The organism is Methanoregula sp. (assembly GCF_023227875.1).
GTDB lineage: Archaea > Halobacteriota > Methanomicrobia > Methanomicrobiales > Methanospirillaceae > Methanoregula.
This window is the reverse complement of record NZ_JALOCH010000024.1, coordinates 1-18981: the sequence shown is the minus strand read 5'-3', so window position 1 is coordinate 18981 and position 18981 is coordinate 1. Positions and strand designations below refer to the sequence as shown.

The window sequence follows — 18981 nt, the reverse complement described above, 5'->3', positions numbered from 1 at the left end:
TAAAATATAAGTTCAGCAAACATATAGATCATGCCTCAAAAGAGACCATCTGGTACTGAAACCCGGATCGTAACCCTCGATCCACATGAAGAGATCATGCTGCATCAGGCAAACGAAATGAAGTATCACAATGAGTATGCAGGAGCTATCAGGATCTATGACCAGGTTCTTCTGATTAACCCCCGTCATGTCAGGGCACTCCACTCAAAGGGGAATGCTCTGGATATGCTTGGCAGATATGATGAAGCAATTTCATGCTACGAATCTGCCCTTAAGTTTGATCCGTGCAATGCGGAAACCTGGTACAACAAGGGGTTAACTCTTAAGAAGATTGGATTCGAGAACGATGCTTCTAAGTGTATGAAGAGGGGGATTTCTATCGCAACCGGGTATATGTAAAAAAAACAGGTTCTCCAAAAAACAAGGGGATCGAAAAGATCCTACAACTAACGACAAATTACTCTCATCTTTATTTATAGCGGAGTTATAGCGGATTTTCCTTTTTTATTAAACCTTACAACCATAATCCGGCATTCCGCGTATCTCTGGATCGCGGATTCATTTATCAAAGTTCAGTACGTCTCAAATAATTTCTTCGTGAATCCTGGCAGTGTACACGATCAAGCCAAAAACCTGAATGACCATTTCCGCCATTATGAACATCGCTATCGATCTCCGGCAAAAAAATTTAACCACCCCCTCACCCCCCACCCCAATTTTTTCAGACAGGGTCTGGTTTACCGGTAAATTACCTCACGTCGGCAAATCAAAAATTTTGTAGCATGTACATTCCGATTGTAGGATAATTATCCTACAATCGCCTCCCCAACTAACACCTCATGATCGCGATTGAAAATTTTTCAGCAGAGTCTGCTTGAAAAAATTTGGGTTTTTTTCCAGATCCCTTCCCAGATGAAGAGCCGGAAGAGATCAAACCAAAACAAATCGTTGTCAATCGTTCTGGGACAACGGAGAACACGCGCGAAGAAAATCCATTGAAGAGACACCCATATATCCTTGTACAGGAGCGAGATGATGGTAAGCAGGTACCGTATCACTTTGGCATCAATGGAATTTGATGATTTTTCTTATCGGATTCAGATCGGACAATTGGTCATTTGGGTTTAATTGCAGGTATATGATTCTTTGAACATGAGAAAGAGTGTGTATACCCTCTTCCGATAAAAAAATAAATGAAAAAATAAATCTGAAGGAAAAATATAAGTATAAATTGAGTTGGGTTTTTGAAGTACGCAGAGGCAAAAGATCCCGCATTTCAGGATAAGTACATGAAAAAAATGCAGAAGTCTGATAACATTTTTACAACGGGGAGAAAAAAATGAAGTTCTCAGAAGAGGTGAACATCTCTCTCGAAGTGATTCTCCTTCTGGCCAGCGGTCTGATAATGCTTATTCTGAGTGCCGTGCTGTTTTCGGTTGCTGGAGGTGCATTGCCCTACTATAAGGATGGGGTGTACGGACTCCTTCTGATTATATATGGCCTGCAGCTGCAAACCGTAGGAAAAAACCCGATCAGATATGTGAAAAGATCATGGCCGGTACTTATTCCGGGGATCATCATTACCGCGATTGGTTTTATCACCTGCTTTATTCCGGGAATTTTTGGCGATATTCCAAAGATTCTGGTGATTGTCATCTTTGGAGTTGGCGGTATTCTGCTTCTTTTACAGAGGTTTGTTTTAAAAGGGAAGTCTCCGTCTGAGAAAACGTCCGATGACGGAGTGTTATCCGCCTTGACGCTGAGCTGTGCAGCAGTCTACATCCTCATGATTCTGGTTGCAGTACTGGTTGCCATGCAGATGTACCTGCCGGGAATCCTTTCAACCGAACTTCTCGCCGGTATCGCTCTGCTTTTTGGTATGGTTCTGATCTACATTGTCGTTACTTTGCGGAGCAGGTATCCGCTCCACCCGGAATCCGATATCCCCTCAAACACTCATTGCATCCCCCTTGCTACCGTCATGGGAATACAGTATGGGATATTCATGCTGGTGAGCGGCTGTCTGTTGGTTCCGGTGTACTGGGGATTACTGCCGTGGGCTTCAAGCGCTCAGCTGGGTACGCTGCTCGTACTGCTTGGAGTTCAAGCGCTGGTCGTCGGTAATATGATGACCCTCACGTTCAAACGCACCGGGATCGTCATCCTTGTGGGGATGGTATTTGTTGTTGTGGGTTCATTTGCAGTCATCGTTCCTGACATCCTGCATACGCTTCTGGCAGTCTTCATCGCATTTTTCAACATCTTCGGAGGGTTTTATCTCATGTATAACCTGATCCGCAACCTGATCAGGCCAAAACCAACGTCAGAGGTGCCAGCCCCGAAACCGGAAGGAAAAGATCTCCATCTGCTGCTTCTGGTGCTGGCTCTGGCGCTCCTTACTGCGATCCTGATGATTCTCATTGGTGTAGCAATGTTTATCATTGACCGGATTCCCGGTATTGCGTTAGCCATTTTTCTGGCAGGTTTCGGCCTGACACTATTCGCCCTGTTTTATGTTCTGTCACTCGCGGAGAGAAAACACTTATTGTAAAAATAGTGCGCATTAAGGGAAAGATGGTTACTGACGTATTGGATCCTGATGGTTTACTCAAAATAATAGTTCGCTTATCTGCGTCACCAAGTGAGAGACCGTATTCGTTGTGAATAAATCATAGACTCCCGGGGAGTGTCCCCGTGCGTTGATGATCTGCCGGATGGTGTTATCCGTATCATGGGTATGGCCGCCATACTGGTCGATGGCCGTGCTCAGTGCGGTAATAAACCGGACAGAGTCGTCAAAATGGCAGGTATCGGGGGGAGGAGGCATTTCATTACCGGGGCACGTGTCAGTCATATCCATTCCTTATCCGTTGTCATGGCGGGGTCATGTGAGTGGCCGGCCGGCAACAATTCAAGATACTACTCAGCTGATAGCATATCTTCCTGTCTTATCCGGGGAGTGTCATCAGAGAGATTCTATCACTTTACTTACCCGGGCTGCCTCATCGGATCTTCCCGATCGCATGAGGGCATACACCTTTGCCGACAGGATCCGCTTCTGGAAACCGGTATTCCGGATACCTGCAGAGAGGAGATCGTCATAGATCCCGATGGCGGCAGAATAATCTTCGTGTTTTTCAAGCAGTTCAGCCTGTTCTATCCGTGAATTGATGGTTTTTAAAACCGTGCTCTTATTCCGGACCTCTTCCCCTGCCTGGGGATCTCGTGCCAGGGCACGGTCATAGCAGACAATCGCGTTCTCAAAATTGCCCATCGTGGTGTAGAGATCCCCTTCGGCAACCCAGAGATCCGATGCGTTCGGCCGGATCCTGAGCGCCTGCTCGTATGCGGCCAGCGCATCCCCGTTCCGGTCCTGTTTCCTGAGGGTATCCCCTTCACCTTTCCAGGCCTCAAAGGTTTTTCCCACAATGATCGGTTGCTGGGTTGTTATCACAACAATGGGCTCGATCGTCGGCGTCACTACCGGTATTTCAGCGGAGGTCCGGGGAGTTCCGCTCCCGAGGAAGAGAACCAGAATGAAAATAAAAATGATGAGAAGGGAGACCCAGAAGCCTGCTGCATAGGGCATGTGCCGTTTCCGTGGTTGTTGCCGTGCGGGCTCCGGAGGGGCCTGTTCATACCGGGGGTCGTGAGTCCGTGGCGGGCGGGCGGTTGGCTCCCTCTCCCATTGGACCGTGAACGGTTCCTGGGTCACCCGTTTCCTGTCATAGAGAATTCTGAAAAACCTCTCGGTAACCGTTAGTACTATATCTTAGCAGATCGCAGGGAAAGTATGGAGAACCTCGTCGATTTTGCGTTGGAGGAGCGGTATAAGAGTATCAAACACCTTGGCGATCGGTTGAGCGAATTCTCAACATTCATCGATTGGGAAAGATTTCGGACGGTCGTGGGGGATATCTATCAGAACCAGACCGAGCAGGGCGGTCGTCCGAACATGGATATCGTTCTCATGATCAAGATGCTGGTACTCCAGTCGATGTACAACCTGTCCGATCCGGAACTTGAGCGGCAGGCCAATGATCGGATCTCGTTCATGAAATTTCTGGACTATCCCGAGAAGATCCCGGATCAAACGACCGTCTGGTATTTCCGCGAGCGGTTAGCAAAGACCGGAAAAGACAAAGCGATTTGGGAAGAACTCCAGCGCCAGCTTGATGCAAAAGGTTTGAAGATCAGGAAAGGCACCATCCAGGATGCGACCTTCATCACCGCCGATCCCGGTCACGCTTCAACGGATACACCCCGGGAAGAGGATGCAAAAACCCGCAGAAGTCGGGATGGCACCTGGACAAAGAAGGGGAAGAAATCCTATTTCGGATACAAACTCCACACCAAAGAGGATTGTGACTTCGGTCTGATCCGGGCTCTCGAAGTTACAACTGCCTCAACCCACGATTCGCAAGTCGACCTCTCAAAAGAGGGCGAAGTGATCTACCGGGACCGGAGATACTTCGGTACTAAAACCAACGGTTTCAACGCTACCATGCAACGAGGAGTTCGCGGTCACCCGATTGGGATACGCGATATACTCAGAAACGCTCGAATCTCAAGGATCCGATCTCCAGGTGAACGACCGTACGCCATCATCAAGAATGTGTTCCATTCCGCTCACACTCGCGTCACTACCGTTCTCAGGGTACATGCCAAAATGGTGTTCACTGCTTTCACTTTCAACTTGTTTCAACTCGCCACTCTCAAAAAACAAGGGGTGCTTGAGCGGATGCTGTCGATAAAATTCTGAAGGGTAAGCTAAATTCAAGATTCGGGATACTGGATTTGCTCTCATCTCATTGTTGAAAATTTCGGAGGGTTATTCAGAATGCTCCATAGATACGGCGTTTTTCAGGATCGCTCACCACCGCATATGCCTCATTGATCTTCGTCATCCTCTCTTCAGCATCAGGTAATGTGCTGACATCGGGATGACAGGTATGCGCGAGCTGGTGGTATGCATTTTTGATATCCTCCGGTGTTGCATCGGGTCGGACACCCAGTATTTCATAAAAATCAGTGGTGTTCATGGTAATGCCCGGAGTGTCTGGATTCGTTTATTTTTACAGGGTTATGCTGGAAATTTTTCCTTTCAAGGTACAGCCAACGTCCCGTGAGTGAAATAACTCTACTGCAGTATAAATAAAAAAGTTGGTACATTCAACGGTCTCAGCAGAGTAAACCCCTCTTCTTCGGAGGTGCCCGGGACGTACGATGCCCTTGTAACCCCTCTCCTCAATTTGGGCGTATTTTGCCAATCTGAGCCCATTCTGAAGAGTCGATTTTCTGATAGTCGCATTTTTTTGCGAATTATAGAGCACTGATTTTAAACGAAGACTGAATTAGTGTTATCTGGCTCATATGGGGGTCATTTCAGCCTCTGAAAAACGTCTAATTGTTGCCTTTTGGATGATGAGTGAACTTAGATCCTGTGGAAAAGGCTGGCCCGGGAAATGGCAGGGGGTCCGGATCCGGGTACTTTTTTACAACCAGTGTCTGGTGATTATTTTTTTAAGCAGGGTCCGGTTGAAAAATTTTAAACAAGGTCTGATTGATCTGCTCGCGGGTTTTGAGCAGGGGTTCGTGGGGTGATTGAAAAAAATTGAGCAGGGTCTGCTGAAAAAATTTCAATCAAGGTTTGATTGAAAATTCATCAGCTGAGATACCCCATGCGCTTACTAAAAATTTATGCAATTCCGGATGACACCTGGGCTGGCATCTGATCCCACGTTCTCCCATCAAGCTCCCGGCCAGCACGTTTCTTGAAAACGCCACCCCACTGTTTGAAGAAGAAGGGAACATTCGATTTGAGACAGGCATCCCGTATATCCGTCACCCACTCTTCCTTCATCAACCGTGCCCCGGGTCCTGACTCCCCGCCGACAATTACCCAGTCAATGCCCTCAAGGTTCAAGCCCGGCAGCGGACCGATCAAGGGTTCAAGCGACAGGAATTTAACCGGTGCGTTCGTTGCCCGGAGATCATCAATGCGATAGAGATAATCCTCGCACTCAACACTGACACCGAGCCAGACATTTTTCGGTATTGTGATCGATTGCTCGATCTCCCGGAAACGATCAGAGCGTTTGGTGAGGACCTGAAAAGTATGCCACGATGCCTTTCGCATGACATCAAAAGTTTTCCTGATGAACGGCGTCGGTACATCCTTGTGGAAAAGATCGCTCATCGAATTGACAAAGATCATCCGGGGCTTTCTCCACTCAAGCGGAAGGGGGAGCATCCGCTCGTGCAGCGTGACCGCAAAACCGTTCCGGTAATTCGGCTGGCCCATGGCCTGGAGCCGGAGAGCCATCCGCTCTGCATAGCAGTGCTTACAGCCCGGGCTGATCTTGCTGCACCCGGTGACCGGGTTCCATGTGGTCTCTGTCCATTCGATGCCGGAGTTCTGAGACATTTCTCACAATGCCTCTGATGCAATCGCTTATTGGTTTTCCCATTAAAATTTATGTTATATTATGTATAATTGATCTTCAATGGATGAATTTTACCAAGATAAAGATGGCTTTCATTATGAAAGAGTAAAATGGCACACAAGGAAGAAGCATGCCTTCATTGAATTTTATCTAAAGATATGGGTAGATCATGTAAAAAAGAGTCCTCCAACGCTTGATATTTTTGATTTATTCGCGTCAACTGGTTTATGCTACTGTGATGAAAGTAAAAAACACAGATTGTCGGAGCCGACTTGGCCAGGTTCTGCAGTCCTTGCAGCAGATTGTCTTGAGAATTATCCCAAAGGCCGAACGCTTTTTCTGAATACCTATCATCCAAAAGCAGAACGATGTCGAGAGCAGAAAGAAAACCTTGAACGACTTTTATCAAAATATTCAAGAATTCGACCAGTTATCGAGACATTAGAGATCAACGATGCTGTTGAAGAAGCGTGTAAATATATTAATCCGAAATTTCCCAGCCTCTGGATTTTAGATCCCCATGCGGCTTCAGATCTTCCATGGGAAATTATTGAAAAAATTGGGACTCTCAAGGGTCAATGGACTGCAAAAGATGGATCCCTGCGAGAAAGGCGGCCCGAGATGATTATCACACTAATGACCTATGGGCTTCAGATGAATGTCAACATCAACTCTCATACAATAACTACCATGCTTGGTCTTGATGAGACTGAATGGCGACCGAAATTTGACTCATTAATGGTAAAGTATGACAATACAAGAAAAGCTCTTGTCGAACTATATGCAGAACGGTTATCAGAGCTCTATGAAAAACCCCCGATAATCGTTGAAATAAATACAACAAATGAAACTGCTATTGTCTATGTCCTATTCTTATGTACTGATAGTAATGCAGGTCATTATCTTATGAAACAAGAAGGAATGAAGGAATATAATGCCTGGATACATCAATGGAAACAGGATGCCGAGAGAATCAGTGTTGAAAAACACATTCCAAAAGACCAAATGAGATTGTTTCAAGATTAGAGATTGTCTTTTTTCTCCTCCTTTTGCTTCCTCTCCCTCGCCTTCTTCTTCTTCCTCTCCAGAATAGACTTCACTTTCTTTAAACGGAACAGGTCCTCCCGTTCCCGCTCCTCGATCGCGTTCTTGATGTACTTCGCCTGCCCCTTCAGCTCCGGGATCAGGATCTGCTCGAGGGCATTCACGCGCCGGCGGTTCATCTGGATCTCGGCCCCGAGCCGCCGCATCGCGGTCTCGGTCTCGGCGAGCTTGATCAACAGGTCCAGTTCCACCTCGTACCGTTCGGCGGTCTCATCGATCCGGGCGCTCGTGGCGATGATACCGTAGCCCCGCTCCATCATGCTCTTCGAGACCCGCTTCTTCTCGATCACCGGGACCGGCACGCCCATGATGTTCTTGCCGGTGATGCCAACCGTGATCGCCCGCCGGGTGGCAAACGATGCGGACTTCAGCGTCACCGGGTCGTCAACCGCTGCCGCGATCATCAGCGCCTGGTCCGCAGCCCGCGAGACCTGCTCCAGCTCGTCCCGGGAGTCCGAGACGCTGGAGAGGATCTTGAAGAACTCCTGGATGAGCGCGTCCATCTTCTCCCGCAGCAGGTCCCGGCCCTGCTCCGCGAGCTTGATCTGCGCCTTCTTCTTCATCAGCTCCATCCGGGTGGGCTTGACCTGTTCCATGGATGTTCAGCTCCCAGCGGTTTTTTCCGGCGCGTCCCCTGCGGCTTCCTGTGCCGCCGGGTGGTATTTTTTGATATGCTCCCGCTTGATCCGCTTGAGTTCGTCAACCGGCAGGGTGGCAAAGAGGTCCCAGGCAATGGCAAGCGTGGTCTCGATGGAACGGTCATCGTCACCCTGCGTAATGAACTGCCGCTCGAACCCGTCTGCGAACTTCAGGTACTTCCGGTCAAGGTCGGTGAGCGCCTCCTCTCCGACAATCGCAACGAGCCGGCGCAGGTCACGGCCGTACGCGTAACTGGCATAGAGCTGGTCCGCCACGCCACGGTGGTCCTCCCGGGTCTTGCCCGGCCCGATGCCGAGGTTCATGAGCCGGGAGAGGCAGGGCAGGGCATCAACCGGCGGGTCGCCCCCGCGCCGGAAGATATCCCGCGAGAGCACGATCTGGCCCTCGGTTATGTAGCCTGTGAGATCGGGAACCGGGTGGGTGATATCGTCGTCCGGCATGGTCAGGATCGGGATCTGCGTGATCGACCCGGTCTTTCCTTTCAGCCTGCCGGCCCGCTCGTAGATGGAGGCGAGGTCGGTGTACATGTAGCCCGGGTACCCCCGCCGGCCGGGCACTTCCTCGCGGGCGGTCGAGATCTCGCGAAGCGCCTCACAGTAATTGATCATGTCCGTTAAGATCACGAGCACGTGGAGGTTATGCGTAAAGGCAAGGAACTCCGCTACCGTGAGGCCACACCGCGGGGCCGCGAGCCGCTCGACCGTCGGGTCATCGGCGAGATTCATGAAGAAGACTACGCGGTCGAGCGCACCCGTCCGCTCGAAATCCTGCATGAAGAACGAGGCCTCCTTGTGGGTGATCCCCATGGCAACAAAGACCACCGCGAACTCCTCGCCCTCGCCCCGGACCTTCGCCTGCCGGGCGATCTGGGCAGCGAGCTTGCTCGCCGGCAGGCCCGAGCCGGAGAAGATCGGCAGCTTCTGGCCCCGCACGAGCGTGTTGAGGCCGTCGATCGCCGACATGCCGGTCTGGATAAAGTCGGCGGGCTTATCCCGGGCCGACGGGTTGATTGGCGTCCCGGCAATGTCCAGCATGGCCTCCGGGATAATATCGGGGCCACCGTCACGTGCTGTCCCGACACCGGTGAAGATGCGGCCAAGCATGTCTTTGGAGACATTGATCCGGGCCGGCTCCCCGATGAACCGGGCCGTGGTCCCCACAAGGTCGATCCCCCGGGTACCCTCGAAAACCTGGACGACCGCATGCTCCTCTGATATGTCGAGCACCTGCCCGGTCCGCACCTCGCCATCTTTGAGGGTGATCTTCACGATCTCCCCGTACGATGCCCCGAGGACCCCGTTGACGAAGATCAGCGGGCCGGAGACGTAATCGATCGTCCGGTACTCCTTGGTCAGCAGCGACGTATCTTTCATTTCTCCACCTCAAGTCCTGAGATTGAAGCAGTAACCTCATCGATCATCTTCCGGACCTCATCCGTTTCACCGGCATCCTTCATCCGCCCGATCGTTGCCTTTAGCGGGAGCACCTGCACCTGCCGGAGGCTGACCCCCCGGTTCATCGCCAGGTTAGCCTGTTCGTAATATGTCATTATCACCTTGAGCATCAGGTACTGCTTCTCGATAGGGCAGAACGAGTCCGTGTCGCTGTACGCGCTCTGCTGGAGGAAGTCCTCGCGGATCATCCGGGTCACATCGAGGATTGCCTTCTCGCTGTCGGGCAGGGCATCCGGGCCCACCAGCTGGACAATCTCCTGCAGCTCCACCTCCTTCTGGAGCAGGTACATCGCCTTCTCCCGGAGCTCCCGCCAGTCGCGGGCAATGTTCTTGTCGTACCACTCCGAAATGCAGTCTAGGTAGAGCGAGTAACTCTTGATCCAGTTTACTGACGGGAAGTGACGGCGGTAAGCGAGGTTCGTGTCCAGCGCCCAGAATGTCCCGACAACACGGAGCGTGTTCTGGGTGATCGGCTCCGAGAAGTCGCCACCGGGAGGGGAGACCGCGCCCACGACCGTGATCGATCCGTTCCGCTCACCGGCCCCGAGACAGATGACCCGGCCCGCCCGCTCGTAGAAGGCCGAGAGCCGGGTTGCAAGATAGGCAGGATAGCCCTCTTCGCCCGGCATCTCTTCGAGCCGGCCCGAGACCTCGCGCAGCGCCTCGCCCCAGCGGGAGGTTGAGTCCGCCAGCAGCGCCACATCATATCCCATGTCCCGGAAGTATTCCGCGATCGTGATCCCGGTATAGATCGAAGCCTCGCGGGCAGCAACCGGCATGTTCGAGGTATTCGCGATCAGGATCGTCCGCTCGATCAGCGGGAGTTTCGTCCGGGGGTCGACGAGCTCGGGAAACTCTTCGAGCACGTCCGTCATCTCGTTGCCCCGCTCCCCGCACCCGATGTAGACTACGATCTGGGTATCCGACCACTTCGCAAGCGTCTGTTCTGATACGGTCTTGCCGGTCCCAAAGCCCCCCGGGATCATTGCCGTCCCGCCTTTCGTGACCGGGAACATGCAGTCAAAGACCCGCTGCCCGGTGATGAGCGGCAGCAGGGGGTCGAGTTTCTTTACGTGGGGCCGGGGGATCCGGACCGGCCAGGACTGCATCATAGGGAGCTGAATTTTATTGTCAAGCACACAGACGATCTCCTCGACCGTGAACGAACCCGCCCGGATCCCGGTAACCTTTCCGGACACCTTCGGGGGGACGAGGACCCGGTGCTCGAACTGGAACTCTTTCACCGTGCCAATGACATCCCCGGGCCCGAGCATGTCGCCGTTCTTTGCCACGGGTACGAACTCCCATTTCTTTTCACGGTCGAGCCCCGGGGCTGTAATCCCGCGACCGATGAAGTCGCCACTCAGCTTCAGGAGAACCGGCAGTGGGCGCTGGACGCCGTCATAGATAGAAGCAAGGAGGCCGGGTCCCAGCTCCACGGAGAGCGGGGTCTCCGTATTCTCTACGGCCTCGCCCAGCGTGAGACCAGTCGTATCCTCGTATACCTGGATGACTGCCTCATCCCCTTCGAGCCGGATGATCTCGCCGCGGAGGGCCTCGGTCCCGACCTTCACCACGTCGTACATCTTGGACCCCTTCATGCCCTTGGCCATAATCACCGGGCCTGAGATCCGTGAAATTGTTCCTGTAATCATATCATCACCTTTTCAGCACGATGTTGTACCCGATCGCCTTCCGGAGCAGCCGCTCGATATAGGTCCGGCGGTCCATCTCCTTGGATTTCGAGGGGATCGGGATGATGAGAGGGCGGTGCATCTTCTCGATCCTGTCCATCAGCTTCTCATCGAGCGCGAGCATGTACTCCTCGTTCACTGCCACAATCCCGATATCGTCTTTGTGGAGCAGGGGAGGGATCACGACCCGGGCCTCCTCCGTGTCCTTCGCCTCGAACACCTCTGCCCCCGCAAGCCGGAACCCGGATGCCCGGTCGCTGTCCGTGACGATGACAAATTTATACATACACGAGCTCCTCCCTCAGGTTCTCGATCGAAAAATCCGCGGTCTTGCATCGCGAGATGACCCGGATGTTGGTGATCTCGTTGTACTTTGCCCAGAAGTACCCGATGAGCGAGGCGACACTTAAGGGATCGCCAAGGAACAACCTGACGCCCTCCTGGACCAGGTACCGCTCCAGCTTTTTTTCTATAACGGAAATTTTCTGGGCCCGCAGAACCTCCTCAGGTATACCGGAGAGGAAACGGTACCGTGTGTTCGCGAGCATGGCAAGAGCGTCCTCGATCGTATGGAGCGCAAGGAGACGATCAAGCTTCTTCGCGTCAAGCTCCCGCCCCCCGGGGAGCAGGAACTTTCTCGCTTCATCCGGTGCAACGCCGTCGCGGATCATCCGCAGGGCCGTCTTGATGTTCACGACATCAACCTCGAGGGAGAGGATATCCCGGATCATCGCGTTATTGCGCGATTTGTCCTTTACTGCGAGGAGTGCATCCTCGTAATAATACCGGTCGAGCGCACACTCGAGCATGCCGAGATCCCCGTTCTTTGCGAACTCGGGGAAAGCGGAGGTGAGCGGGGTCGCATAGGGGATGCGCCAGGTGGCGAGCAGGTCGATCACTGCTTTCATGTCCGGCTGCCGGACAAGTTCGGTCAGTGTCACCTCGTCCAGCTCGCCTGCAGGCACGATACATTCGAGGATCTCTTCGTTTGTGATGTGGATGTTCTTCCCGCGGAGCACGGTCTTGATGTTCTGGACGTCCCAGCGGTGAAGGAAGATCCTGATGTACAGCAAAGCTTCCTTCTCCTTTGAGAAATCAAGGACCTTCCGGAACGTCCGTACAAAGTTGTTCCGGAGCGCATGCTCGATCGCGGGCATACCGGCGTACCTGCCCCGGGCCTCGATCAGGTCCTCGCGGTAAGGGGTCTTCTCGAGCTCGCTTTCGAGCGAGTCGAGATCCGGCTGGAGGACGAGATTGTCGAGCGTATGGTGGTCCAAAAGCCGGCTCTTCATGCCCCGCATCCTGGCGTTGATGTACCCCCAGTCCATCTCAGCCTCCGGCAAGAATGGCGTGGATCTCGAGCTTCTTGTGTTCCCGGATCCGCTCGAGACGGGACTCGATCGTGTTGGAGATGGTGATGAGCCCGTCCGGCGAGCTGGCCACGAGGCCGCCCATGCACTGAAGATCGGTGAGGACTTCGCACCGGATGTCCAGGGCCGCAAGGATTTTTTTGCAGAGCTCCTCGTCATGCTTGTCAACGTGTACCCGGAACGGTTGCCCGCCCATGGCACCGGTTGCCTCCCGGGCCAGTTGTTCGAATATGGCCGGGTATTTTTTATCCTGCCGCAAACCAGACAACTGCCCTGTGGCCTTCTCAAAGGCCGCATCGAAGACTTTCTCGCGCATGCGGAGGCTCTGCTCCTTGATCTCCCCTTTTGTGAGATACAACTGCTTGTTCCGCTCGATGGCTGCAGATTTTTCTGCTTCTTTTATTGCGATCTCCTGGATCTCTCCGGCCTGCTTCTTTGCTTCCGACCGGATCTCCCCGGCCAGTTTTGCTGCCTTTTCGAAGAGCTCCCGCTGCCGTTCCTGTGCACTCTCCTCCACGGATTTTAAAAGGTTTTCATAGGCCATTGTTTCACGCGTCCAGACCCCTGTCTTTACGGCAACAGTTCAGCTGCCTGGACGCTCCCGGAGGTTCCCGGCCCGGGAGTTGGGTGAACAATCGGCTGTTTATAGGAACGTGGTGTGATGGTGGGCAGCCTTAGTGCCGCCCGGTCACTTCACCATCAGGATGATCATCGCGGCGACAACGAACCCGAGGATGACCAGCGTCTCGGGTATCGCTTCCAGGATGATGATGGTACCTGCAGTCTCCGGTTTTTCGGCAATCGCACCCGCACCGGCTGCACCGATGCGTGACTGCGCCCATCCCGTACCGATCGCACCAAAGGAGAATGCAATCGCGGCCCCGATAGGAACTTCCCAACCAACCATGTCAACACCTCTAATGATAGAACCTAACAGAGTGCTGATATATTAAGGTATTGAGTTGGTCTTCGCCAGAAACAGTCTTCCACCACATGAGCCTGCCGACCATCACACGGGTGGACGGCTGTGCCGGGTATGCGCGAGGATCGCCTCCATCGCATCGAGGACAGAACGGGGGAGGGCACGGCCCTGCGCGGAGGTGCCAAGAGTAAGGAGGTCATGGATATCGTCGCGGGTGAGCGTGGAGAACGCGTACTCGTTCCACTTCTCCCGCTCGATGTGGATCCACAGCTCGCCGAGGATATCGCGGAGGTGCGTGTAGTCCGCACCGGAAAAAGAATGCCATTCAGCAGCCGGGGCGTGCCGTATCTTCTCTATTGCGGCTTCGACCGCTTGTTGCCTTAAGAGCTGGAACCGCCTCCTGCCCAGCTCCTCTTCACTGGTACGGGACATTGTCCATTGTATCGGAATTATCCTGTGCCGGGTTAAAGCACTTTCCCTGCCGGGGCCGGCCCGGTTTGAGGGGGCCATACCATAGTGTACGTGTTTATAATATCCACTATCCATACCTGTACATGCCGCCACAAAGTTTATGATTACACAGCGGGACTCACTCATCATCCCAAAAAGGGACGGGAGGAAGATGCATGCCGGATGTAACCCAGGCAGAGCTCGGAAGGCGACTGTACCATGTTCACCGTGGAAAGACGGTCGAGGTCTCGATGAAGATGATGCAGCAGGGGATCGGTGCAGAATGGAGATCATTCTCCGAAGCAGATATCACCCTCCTCACTCACCTGCTCCAGTGCACGTGGAACAAGATCGACCAGAAGGTCTGGGACAAGATCCCGTTTGTCAATATTAAGATGGACGAAGTCCGGCAGATCCTTTCACGGGGGACGGGGATCAGGCCGGGGCGGAACCCATCGCCGGAAACGGTGGAGGAGATCAAGAAGATCCTGCTTGCGATTCGCTGAAATTTCTTTTTTCGGGTTTTCGCCCGGTTTTTATCTCTGATTGTCATCGTCCCTGCCGGGAAAATGTGCATTGCAGATCTGCTTTGCAGACAAGTACCTTTATTTCAGAATTTTTGCAGAAATGGTTATACCGCAAGATCAATTGTCGGATGAGAATTATCAAAAATGGTGAAGAAAATGACTACAGACACGACTCAGAACGTATATACAACCAAACCTTCCCCGGTTGAAGCACGCGATGGATTCCAGGAACAGGTGATACTTTTAACCCGGTTATCAGAAAAACTCGATGAGTATTTTTCCCAGCATACCCTCAACAAGTAAATCTGAAAGCGTGTTGTTAACGTAAAATCAGGATATAAAAATCTCTTTTTCCTGTTGTGAATGGGTCTACTCCGTCCCCACCCTCACGCAATCCCCGATCGTCCCGATGCGGGCAACCGCGGCACACATGTCCGGCACGTACGCGAGCGCTTTTCCCGAGTTCACCATGATCGCCTCGTACTGCTCCATCACGGGCGAGACCACCATGCAGGTGTCGGCAAAGACCCGGGCACCGCTCTTCTCGATCGTGTCAACGGTCCGCTGGTTCTTTTCGATGACACCCTGCGAAGCAAAGACATAGAACGGCTTTGTGACGACCTTCCCTTTAAGGAGCAGGGCGATCTCGTCCAGCTCCGCGGGGGAGCAGTGCGGGCATCCTACTGCAACCGCGTCGACCGGGATCTCCCGGAACAGTTTTTTGATCTCATCGGATTCCACGGCGATTGTTTCAAGACCGGCAAGATCGAATGGACCGGCCCGTGCTTCCGGTGTCACGCCTTCCACGTGGTACAGCGCCACGGCGCCGGTCGCGGCCATTGCCGCCCCGAGCCCCTTGAGCTGGTCCTTCCCGGGGTCGATCCCCGTGAAGAACGGGATCCGGTTACCCACCAGCTTACCGGCATGGTAACCGAGCGCCCCATAATCCGCGATAGTCCAGTCGCGGGTGTCGGCCTGCACGCGGACAACCACCTGCGGCCTGCGGTTCGCATCAAGGTGGAACCCGTAACAGGGTGTCTTTCCCACGAGTGCCGCGGCAAGGGCGCCGGGACCGCCTTCTCGGTTTGTTCGTGCCCCGATCACCGAGTTCGCGTAACAGACTGCCGAGGACTCCGACCACGCGAGGTGGTCGCCGAATTTTGTCTCGCGGAGATAGTAGGGTGTGCAGGTGCATTCGAGGCTGATGCCGAGACGCTCGTACGCGGCGACAACGGCCTGCTGCTTTACCGCGAAGTCCGGGTCCACACCCATCTCCTGCCACCGGTCCCGTGGCATGCCGATCGGGTTCAGCACCGCCGGGACAACCGCCTTCGCGTCAAGCGAGTTGAGCCACTGGAGGCCGTACTCCCCGATCGTCTTGTAGGATGCCCCGCTCACCTGTGCACTCGCGATCGGGACGAGCCGCTCGGCCCCGAAGACCTTGCCAAGCGCAACAAGGAGCTCGAGCACCTTCTGCTTTGTCTCGCCCTGCTCTCCGGCAAGGATCCGTTCATCGTCTTTGTCCAGCAGCATGGTGCTCACCACGTGGCACGGGAGAAGTCGGCCTCGCGTCCCAGCACCATCGTTGCATCGACCCCGACCTTCACGTTCGTGCCGTCTTCTTTCTGGCACGGGTCGAGCGAGGAGCCGCGGACACCGGTGATCACCATGATGTCCCGGTCGCCGCTCACCCTGGTCGCAATTGCATACTCAACATCGTGAGGGTCCGTGGGGTCGATATCCTCGTCCACGACCACCACGTGCTTGAGCGAGGTGTGGGCAGCAAACGCGGCCATGATCGCGTTCTTGCCATCGCCCTGCGTGCTCTTTTTGATCTGGATCACCGCGTCGAGATACCCGCAGCCGCCCTTCGTGAGCACGACATTCTTCACCTGGGTCACACCCGCGACCGCCTTGTAGATCTTCGGCTCGTAGGGGCAACCCATCAGCACCTTGTGCTCATCGCCGCCCGGCAGGATCCCGTGGTAGATGAAGTCCGGCTTCGTGTACATGCCGGTGAACTCGATGATGTGCTGCATGCGGACCGGGTCATAGGTCCCGGTGATGTCGACAAACGGCCCTTCCTCGGTCAGGTCGCCCGTGATGAACCCTTCCAGCACGATCTCCGCATCGGGAACGAGTACGCCGTTGCTGCACCGTTTTACCCTGAGTTCCCCGCCCATCAGTTCCGCGGCAAACGCGAGCTCCATGCCGGTCGGCACCCGGGTGCAGCTCGCAAAGGTCACGGCCGGGTGTGTCCCGATGGTGACCGCAATGGGGAGCTTCTCGCCCTTCGCGAGCGCCTTCTTCAGCATTACGTGGGTGTGCCGGCCTTCAACGAGCCGGGCCGCGACCCGGTGGTCGTCAAGCACCTGCATCCGGTGGATCGATGCGTTCTCCACGCCGTCATAGCATGAGAAGACGATCCCGGAGGTGAGGTACTTCCCGGCGTCCTTTGGGAAGTGGTGCATGATCGGGAGCTTCGAAAGGTCCGCTTTCTGCATGGTAAGCGTCCCGTCTTCTCTCACCTTCCCGTTGAATTGTGCATCCGCAAGAGTGCTGACAATTTTTTTCTCATCGATACCGAGCGCGAGCGAGAGGGCTGCACGGTTCGCGGTGAGGTTCATGACGGCACGGTGGCCTCCAATCTTATGGAAGAGGAGGAGTTTGTCGGTGCCGGCCGCCATCTTCGGTGCCTGCATGTCAGCTGACACTTCTTCCTTTACATCGACAACGAGCCCTGCTTTCTGCATCTTTGCGATAAAATCACGCATCGTAACCGCTCCAGCGCTGAATGAGGTTGTGTTCGATCTCAAGGTGGTCGAGCACCCGGGCAACGACCATGTCCACGAGGTCATCGATCTTCTTTGGTTTGTGGTAGAAGCCGGGGCTTGCGGGCATGATCGTCGCGCCCGCCTCTTCTGCGGCAAGCATGTTCTTTAAGTGAATTTTTGAGAGCGGCATCTCGCGGGTAACGAGGATGCATTTCCGGTGTTCCTTTAAGCAGACATCGGCAGTGCGGGTGATCAGGTTATCAGAAAAACCATTTGCGATCGCCGCAAGCGTCTTGGAGCTGCACGGGATCACGACCATGCCGTCGTACTTGTGCGACCCGCTTGCAATGGATGCGAAGAGCTTGTCGTTTTCGTGATACTCGGCATTGAACCCCGCGAGCGAGACGCCTTCGTGGGCTGCAATCTTCTCCGCGACATCCGAGACGATGACGTGGACCTTTGCATCCTTACTGAGCACCTCAAGCAGGCGCCGGGCATAGATCGACCCGCTCGCACCCGTCACCCCGACTACGATCTCTTTTTTCATGGTTGCTGCTCGCTCTCCTGTCGTATCAATGTCGGAGCGCGAGGGAAAAAGAGTTTGTGGAACCGACTGGTTCGAAGAACCAGGAGGTCAAGAAGAACGCATCAGCGTTCTTCGAGTTCCGACAGCGTTCGTCGAAGGTCGGCTGATGCCACAATTTGAAATGAATTTGTATTAATGTTCAAATTACTCTTCGATAAAAGATAACAATCTGAAAATTTTATTTTCAATCTCTTTCTGATTTCGATCCTCCGGGAGTTTATTTTTCTTCCATGACCATCCATTGCCACAATTTGCTCTTGAGGGGTGGGGGAGATAAATAACCGTATTGTCTTGCAACAGGTGACGAGATTCCATATTTTTAAAATATGATTGGAGATCTCTTCCAAGGAGAATGATTATTTTATGTTTGAGATTATATTTGAGAAATTCGTGATTGAACCACCTATCCGCACACGTCTTCCCGTTAGGGAATGAAAACCGGGGATATTTTTTATCTTTTTTACTCGTGGGGCATTTATGAAAATGTGTCCAATAACATTGATTATCGAGAAACTTGTGAATTTTATTCATGTCCGTTGAACTGAGATCGTTCCCCATAAAATACTGAATGCGCTGGCAAAGCCACTTCGGGGGAGCATCAAATTGAAGATTTCCCTTTCCTGCTTTGTATCCATTCAAAGGATCAATAAAATCGGATGTGGGATCACGAGATATGATACAACCCTTAAGATTCTCGGAAGGTGCTGGAATCCATAAAGGGTGTTTGTATTTTTGGCTATCTAATTCACATCCTACGCATAGATCCATGAGGATACATTATTGAGATCTCTTAAAAGATATTGCAAATTCTGATCACAATTTTTGTGAGACCCCATTTTCCACGTGTTGTCGAAAATCTAAAAAAAGTGCTCTGTTGAAATCCTCATCCAAAAATGGTTGTACCGACGACCAAAAGATCTAAGGTACAATGTCTCCTTTTCTTGAGTGTGAAATCAAATAGAAAGGAGACACTTAAGAAATCAGCGAGCCGGAA

General features: G+C 53.2%; 22 protein-coding genes. 6 read left to right on the top strand and 16 right to left on the bottom strand.

What is annotated here, in order from left to right:
- Positions 1 to 30: 30 nt before the first annotated feature.
- Both M0R30_RS14615 and M0R30_RS14610 read left to right on the top strand, forming a co-directional pair.
- A complete protein-coding gene (locus M0R30_RS14615) occupies positions 31 to 399 on the top strand; it encodes a tetratricopeptide repeat protein (RefSeq protein WP_292548236.1) in 369 nt (122 codons plus the stop codon).
- A 940-nt stretch (positions 400 to 1339) separates the two neighbouring features.
- On the top strand, positions 1340 to 2551 hold the full coding sequence (locus M0R30_RS14610) for a hypothetical protein (RefSeq protein WP_292548234.1): 1212 nt from the start codon (positions 1340 to 1342) through the stop codon (positions 2549 to 2551).
- A gap of 57 nt (positions 2552 to 2608) precedes the next feature.
- Here the strand turns inward: M0R30_RS14610 and M0R30_RS14605 are convergent, their stop codons facing one another.
- Together M0R30_RS14605 and M0R30_RS14600 are read right to left on the bottom strand one after the other, a co-directional pair.
- Positions 2609 to 2827, bottom strand: coding sequence for a hypothetical protein (locus M0R30_RS14605; RefSeq protein WP_292548232.1), 219 nt, complete (start codon positions 2825 to 2827; stop codon positions 2609 to 2611).
- 138 nt (positions 2828 to 2965) lie between these two features.
- Positions 2966 to 3715, bottom strand: coding sequence for a tetratricopeptide repeat protein (locus M0R30_RS14600; RefSeq protein WP_292548230.1), 750 nt, complete (start codon positions 3713 to 3715; stop codon positions 2966 to 2968).
- 78 nt (positions 3716 to 3793) lie between these two features.
- Between M0R30_RS14600 and M0R30_RS14595 the strand changes: the two genes are divergently transcribed.
- On the top strand, positions 3794 to 4762 hold the full coding sequence (locus tag M0R30_RS14595; RefSeq protein WP_292548228.1) for an IS5 family transposase: 969 nt from the start codon (positions 3794 to 3796) through the stop codon (positions 4760 to 4762).
- 73 nt (positions 4763 to 4835) lie between these two features.
- Here M0R30_RS14595 and M0R30_RS14590 read toward each other — a convergent pair whose 3' ends face one another.
- Both M0R30_RS14590 and M0R30_RS14585 read right to left on the bottom strand, forming a co-directional pair.
- Positions 4836 to 5042: a DnaJ domain-containing protein gene (locus M0R30_RS14590; RefSeq protein ID WP_292548226.1), complete on the bottom strand. Its 207-nt coding sequence runs from the start codon at positions 5040 to 5042 to the stop codon at positions 4836 to 4838.
- Between the two features lie 656 nt (positions 5043 to 5698).
- Positions 5699 to 6427, bottom strand: a complete 729-nt coding sequence (locus M0R30_RS14585; RefSeq protein WP_292548224.1) for a phage Gp37/Gp68 family protein — start codon at positions 6425 to 6427, stop codon at positions 5699 to 5701.
- Positions 6428 to 6506: 79 nt separating this feature from the next.
- Here M0R30_RS14585 and tcmP point away from each other — a divergent pair, with 79 nt between their 5' ends.
- Positions 6507 to 7472 carry a three-Cys-motif partner protein TcmP gene (tcmP, locus tag M0R30_RS14580; protein ID WP_292548222.1) on the top strand — a complete coding sequence of 322 codons (966 nt, stop codon included), beginning with the start codon at positions 6507 to 6509 and terminating at the stop codon, positions 7470 to 7472.
- Here the strand turns inward: tcmP and M0R30_RS14575 are convergent.
- From M0R30_RS14575 to M0R30_RS14540, 8 genes are all read right to left on the bottom strand, one after another.
- Positions 7469 to 8146 carry a V-type ATP synthase subunit D gene (locus tag M0R30_RS14575; RefSeq protein WP_292548220.1) on the bottom strand — a complete coding sequence of 226 codons (678 nt, stop codon included), beginning with the start codon at positions 8144 to 8146 and terminating at the stop codon, positions 7469 to 7471. The genes tcmP and M0R30_RS14575 overlap by 4 nt on opposite strands.
- A 6-nt stretch (positions 8147 to 8152) precedes the next feature.
- A complete protein-coding gene (locus tag M0R30_RS14570; protein WP_292548217.1) occupies positions 8153 to 9583 on the bottom strand; it encodes a V-type ATP synthase subunit B in 1431 nt (476 codons plus the stop codon).
- Positions 9580 to 11319, bottom strand: coding sequence for a V-type ATP synthase subunit A (locus M0R30_RS14565; RefSeq protein ID WP_292548215.1), 1740 nt, complete (start codon positions 11317 to 11319; stop codon positions 9580 to 9582). The genes M0R30_RS14570 and M0R30_RS14565 overlap by 4 nt, the downstream gene beginning before the upstream one ends.
- Before the next feature lie 4 nt (positions 11320 to 11323).
- Positions 11324 to 11644, bottom strand: a complete 321-nt coding sequence (locus tag M0R30_RS14560; protein ID WP_292548213.1) for a V-type ATP synthase subunit F — start codon at positions 11642 to 11644, stop codon at positions 11324 to 11326.
- Positions 11637 to 12686 (bottom strand): ATP synthase A1 subunit C, encoded by a 1050-nt coding sequence (gene ahaC, locus M0R30_RS14555; protein WP_292548211.1) that lies wholly within the window; start codon positions 12684 to 12686, stop codon positions 11637 to 11639. Before ahaC ends, M0R30_RS14560 begins: the two co-directional genes overlap by 8 nt.
- A gap of 1 nt (position 12687) precedes the next feature.
- A complete protein-coding gene (locus M0R30_RS14550; protein WP_292548209.1) occupies positions 12688 to 13245 on the bottom strand; it encodes a V-type ATP synthase subunit E family protein in 558 nt (185 codons plus the stop codon).
- Between the two features lie 171 nt (positions 13246 to 13416).
- Complete coding sequence (locus M0R30_RS14545; protein WP_292548207.1) at positions 13417 to 13635, bottom strand: ATPase; 219 nt, start codon at positions 13633 to 13635, stop codon at positions 13417 to 13419.
- 102 nt (positions 13636 to 13737) lie between these two features.
- Positions 13738 to 14082 carry a hypothetical protein gene (locus tag M0R30_RS14540; protein ID WP_292548205.1) on the bottom strand — a complete coding sequence of 115 codons (345 nt, stop codon included), beginning with the start codon at positions 14080 to 14082 and terminating at the stop codon, positions 13738 to 13740.
- Between the two features lie 194 nt (positions 14083 to 14276).
- Here M0R30_RS14540 and M0R30_RS14535 point away from each other — a divergent pair, with 194 nt between their 5' ends.
- Together M0R30_RS14535 and M0R30_RS14530 are read left to right on the top strand one after the other, a co-directional pair.
- Positions 14277 to 14606, top strand: coding sequence for a hypothetical protein (locus M0R30_RS14535; RefSeq protein WP_292548203.1), 330 nt, complete (start codon positions 14277 to 14279; stop codon positions 14604 to 14606).
- A 177-nt stretch (positions 14607 to 14783) separates the two neighbouring features.
- Positions 14784 to 14930: a hypothetical protein gene (locus tag M0R30_RS14530; protein ID WP_292548202.1), complete on the top strand. Its 147-nt coding sequence runs from the start codon at positions 14784 to 14786 to the stop codon at positions 14928 to 14930.
- A gap of 66 nt (positions 14931 to 14996) precedes the next feature.
- Here M0R30_RS14530 and M0R30_RS14525 read toward each other — a convergent pair whose 3' ends face one another.
- The 4 genes from M0R30_RS14525 to M0R30_RS14510 form a co-directional block, all read right to left on the bottom strand.
- On the bottom strand, positions 14997 to 16160 hold the full coding sequence (locus tag M0R30_RS14525; protein WP_292548200.1) for an aconitase X catalytic domain-containing protein: 1164 nt from the start codon (positions 16158 to 16160) through the stop codon (positions 14997 to 14999).
- A 5-nt stretch (positions 16161 to 16165) separates the two neighbouring features.
- Entirely contained in the window at positions 16166 to 17401 is a 1236-nt protein-coding gene (locus M0R30_RS14520; protein ID WP_292548199.1) for a UbiD family decarboxylase, read from the bottom strand.
- Entirely contained in the window at positions 17394 to 17948 is a 555-nt protein-coding gene (locus tag M0R30_RS14515) for a flavin prenyltransferase UbiX (RefSeq protein WP_292548197.1), read from the bottom strand. Before M0R30_RS14515 ends, M0R30_RS14520 begins: the two co-directional genes overlap by 8 nt.
- Positions 17949 to 18131: 183 nt before the next feature.
- A complete protein-coding gene (locus tag M0R30_RS14510; protein ID WP_292548195.1) occupies positions 18132 to 18755 on the bottom strand; it encodes a uracil-DNA glycosylase family protein in 624 nt (207 codons plus the stop codon).
- Positions 18756 to 18981 lie beyond the last annotated feature (226 nt).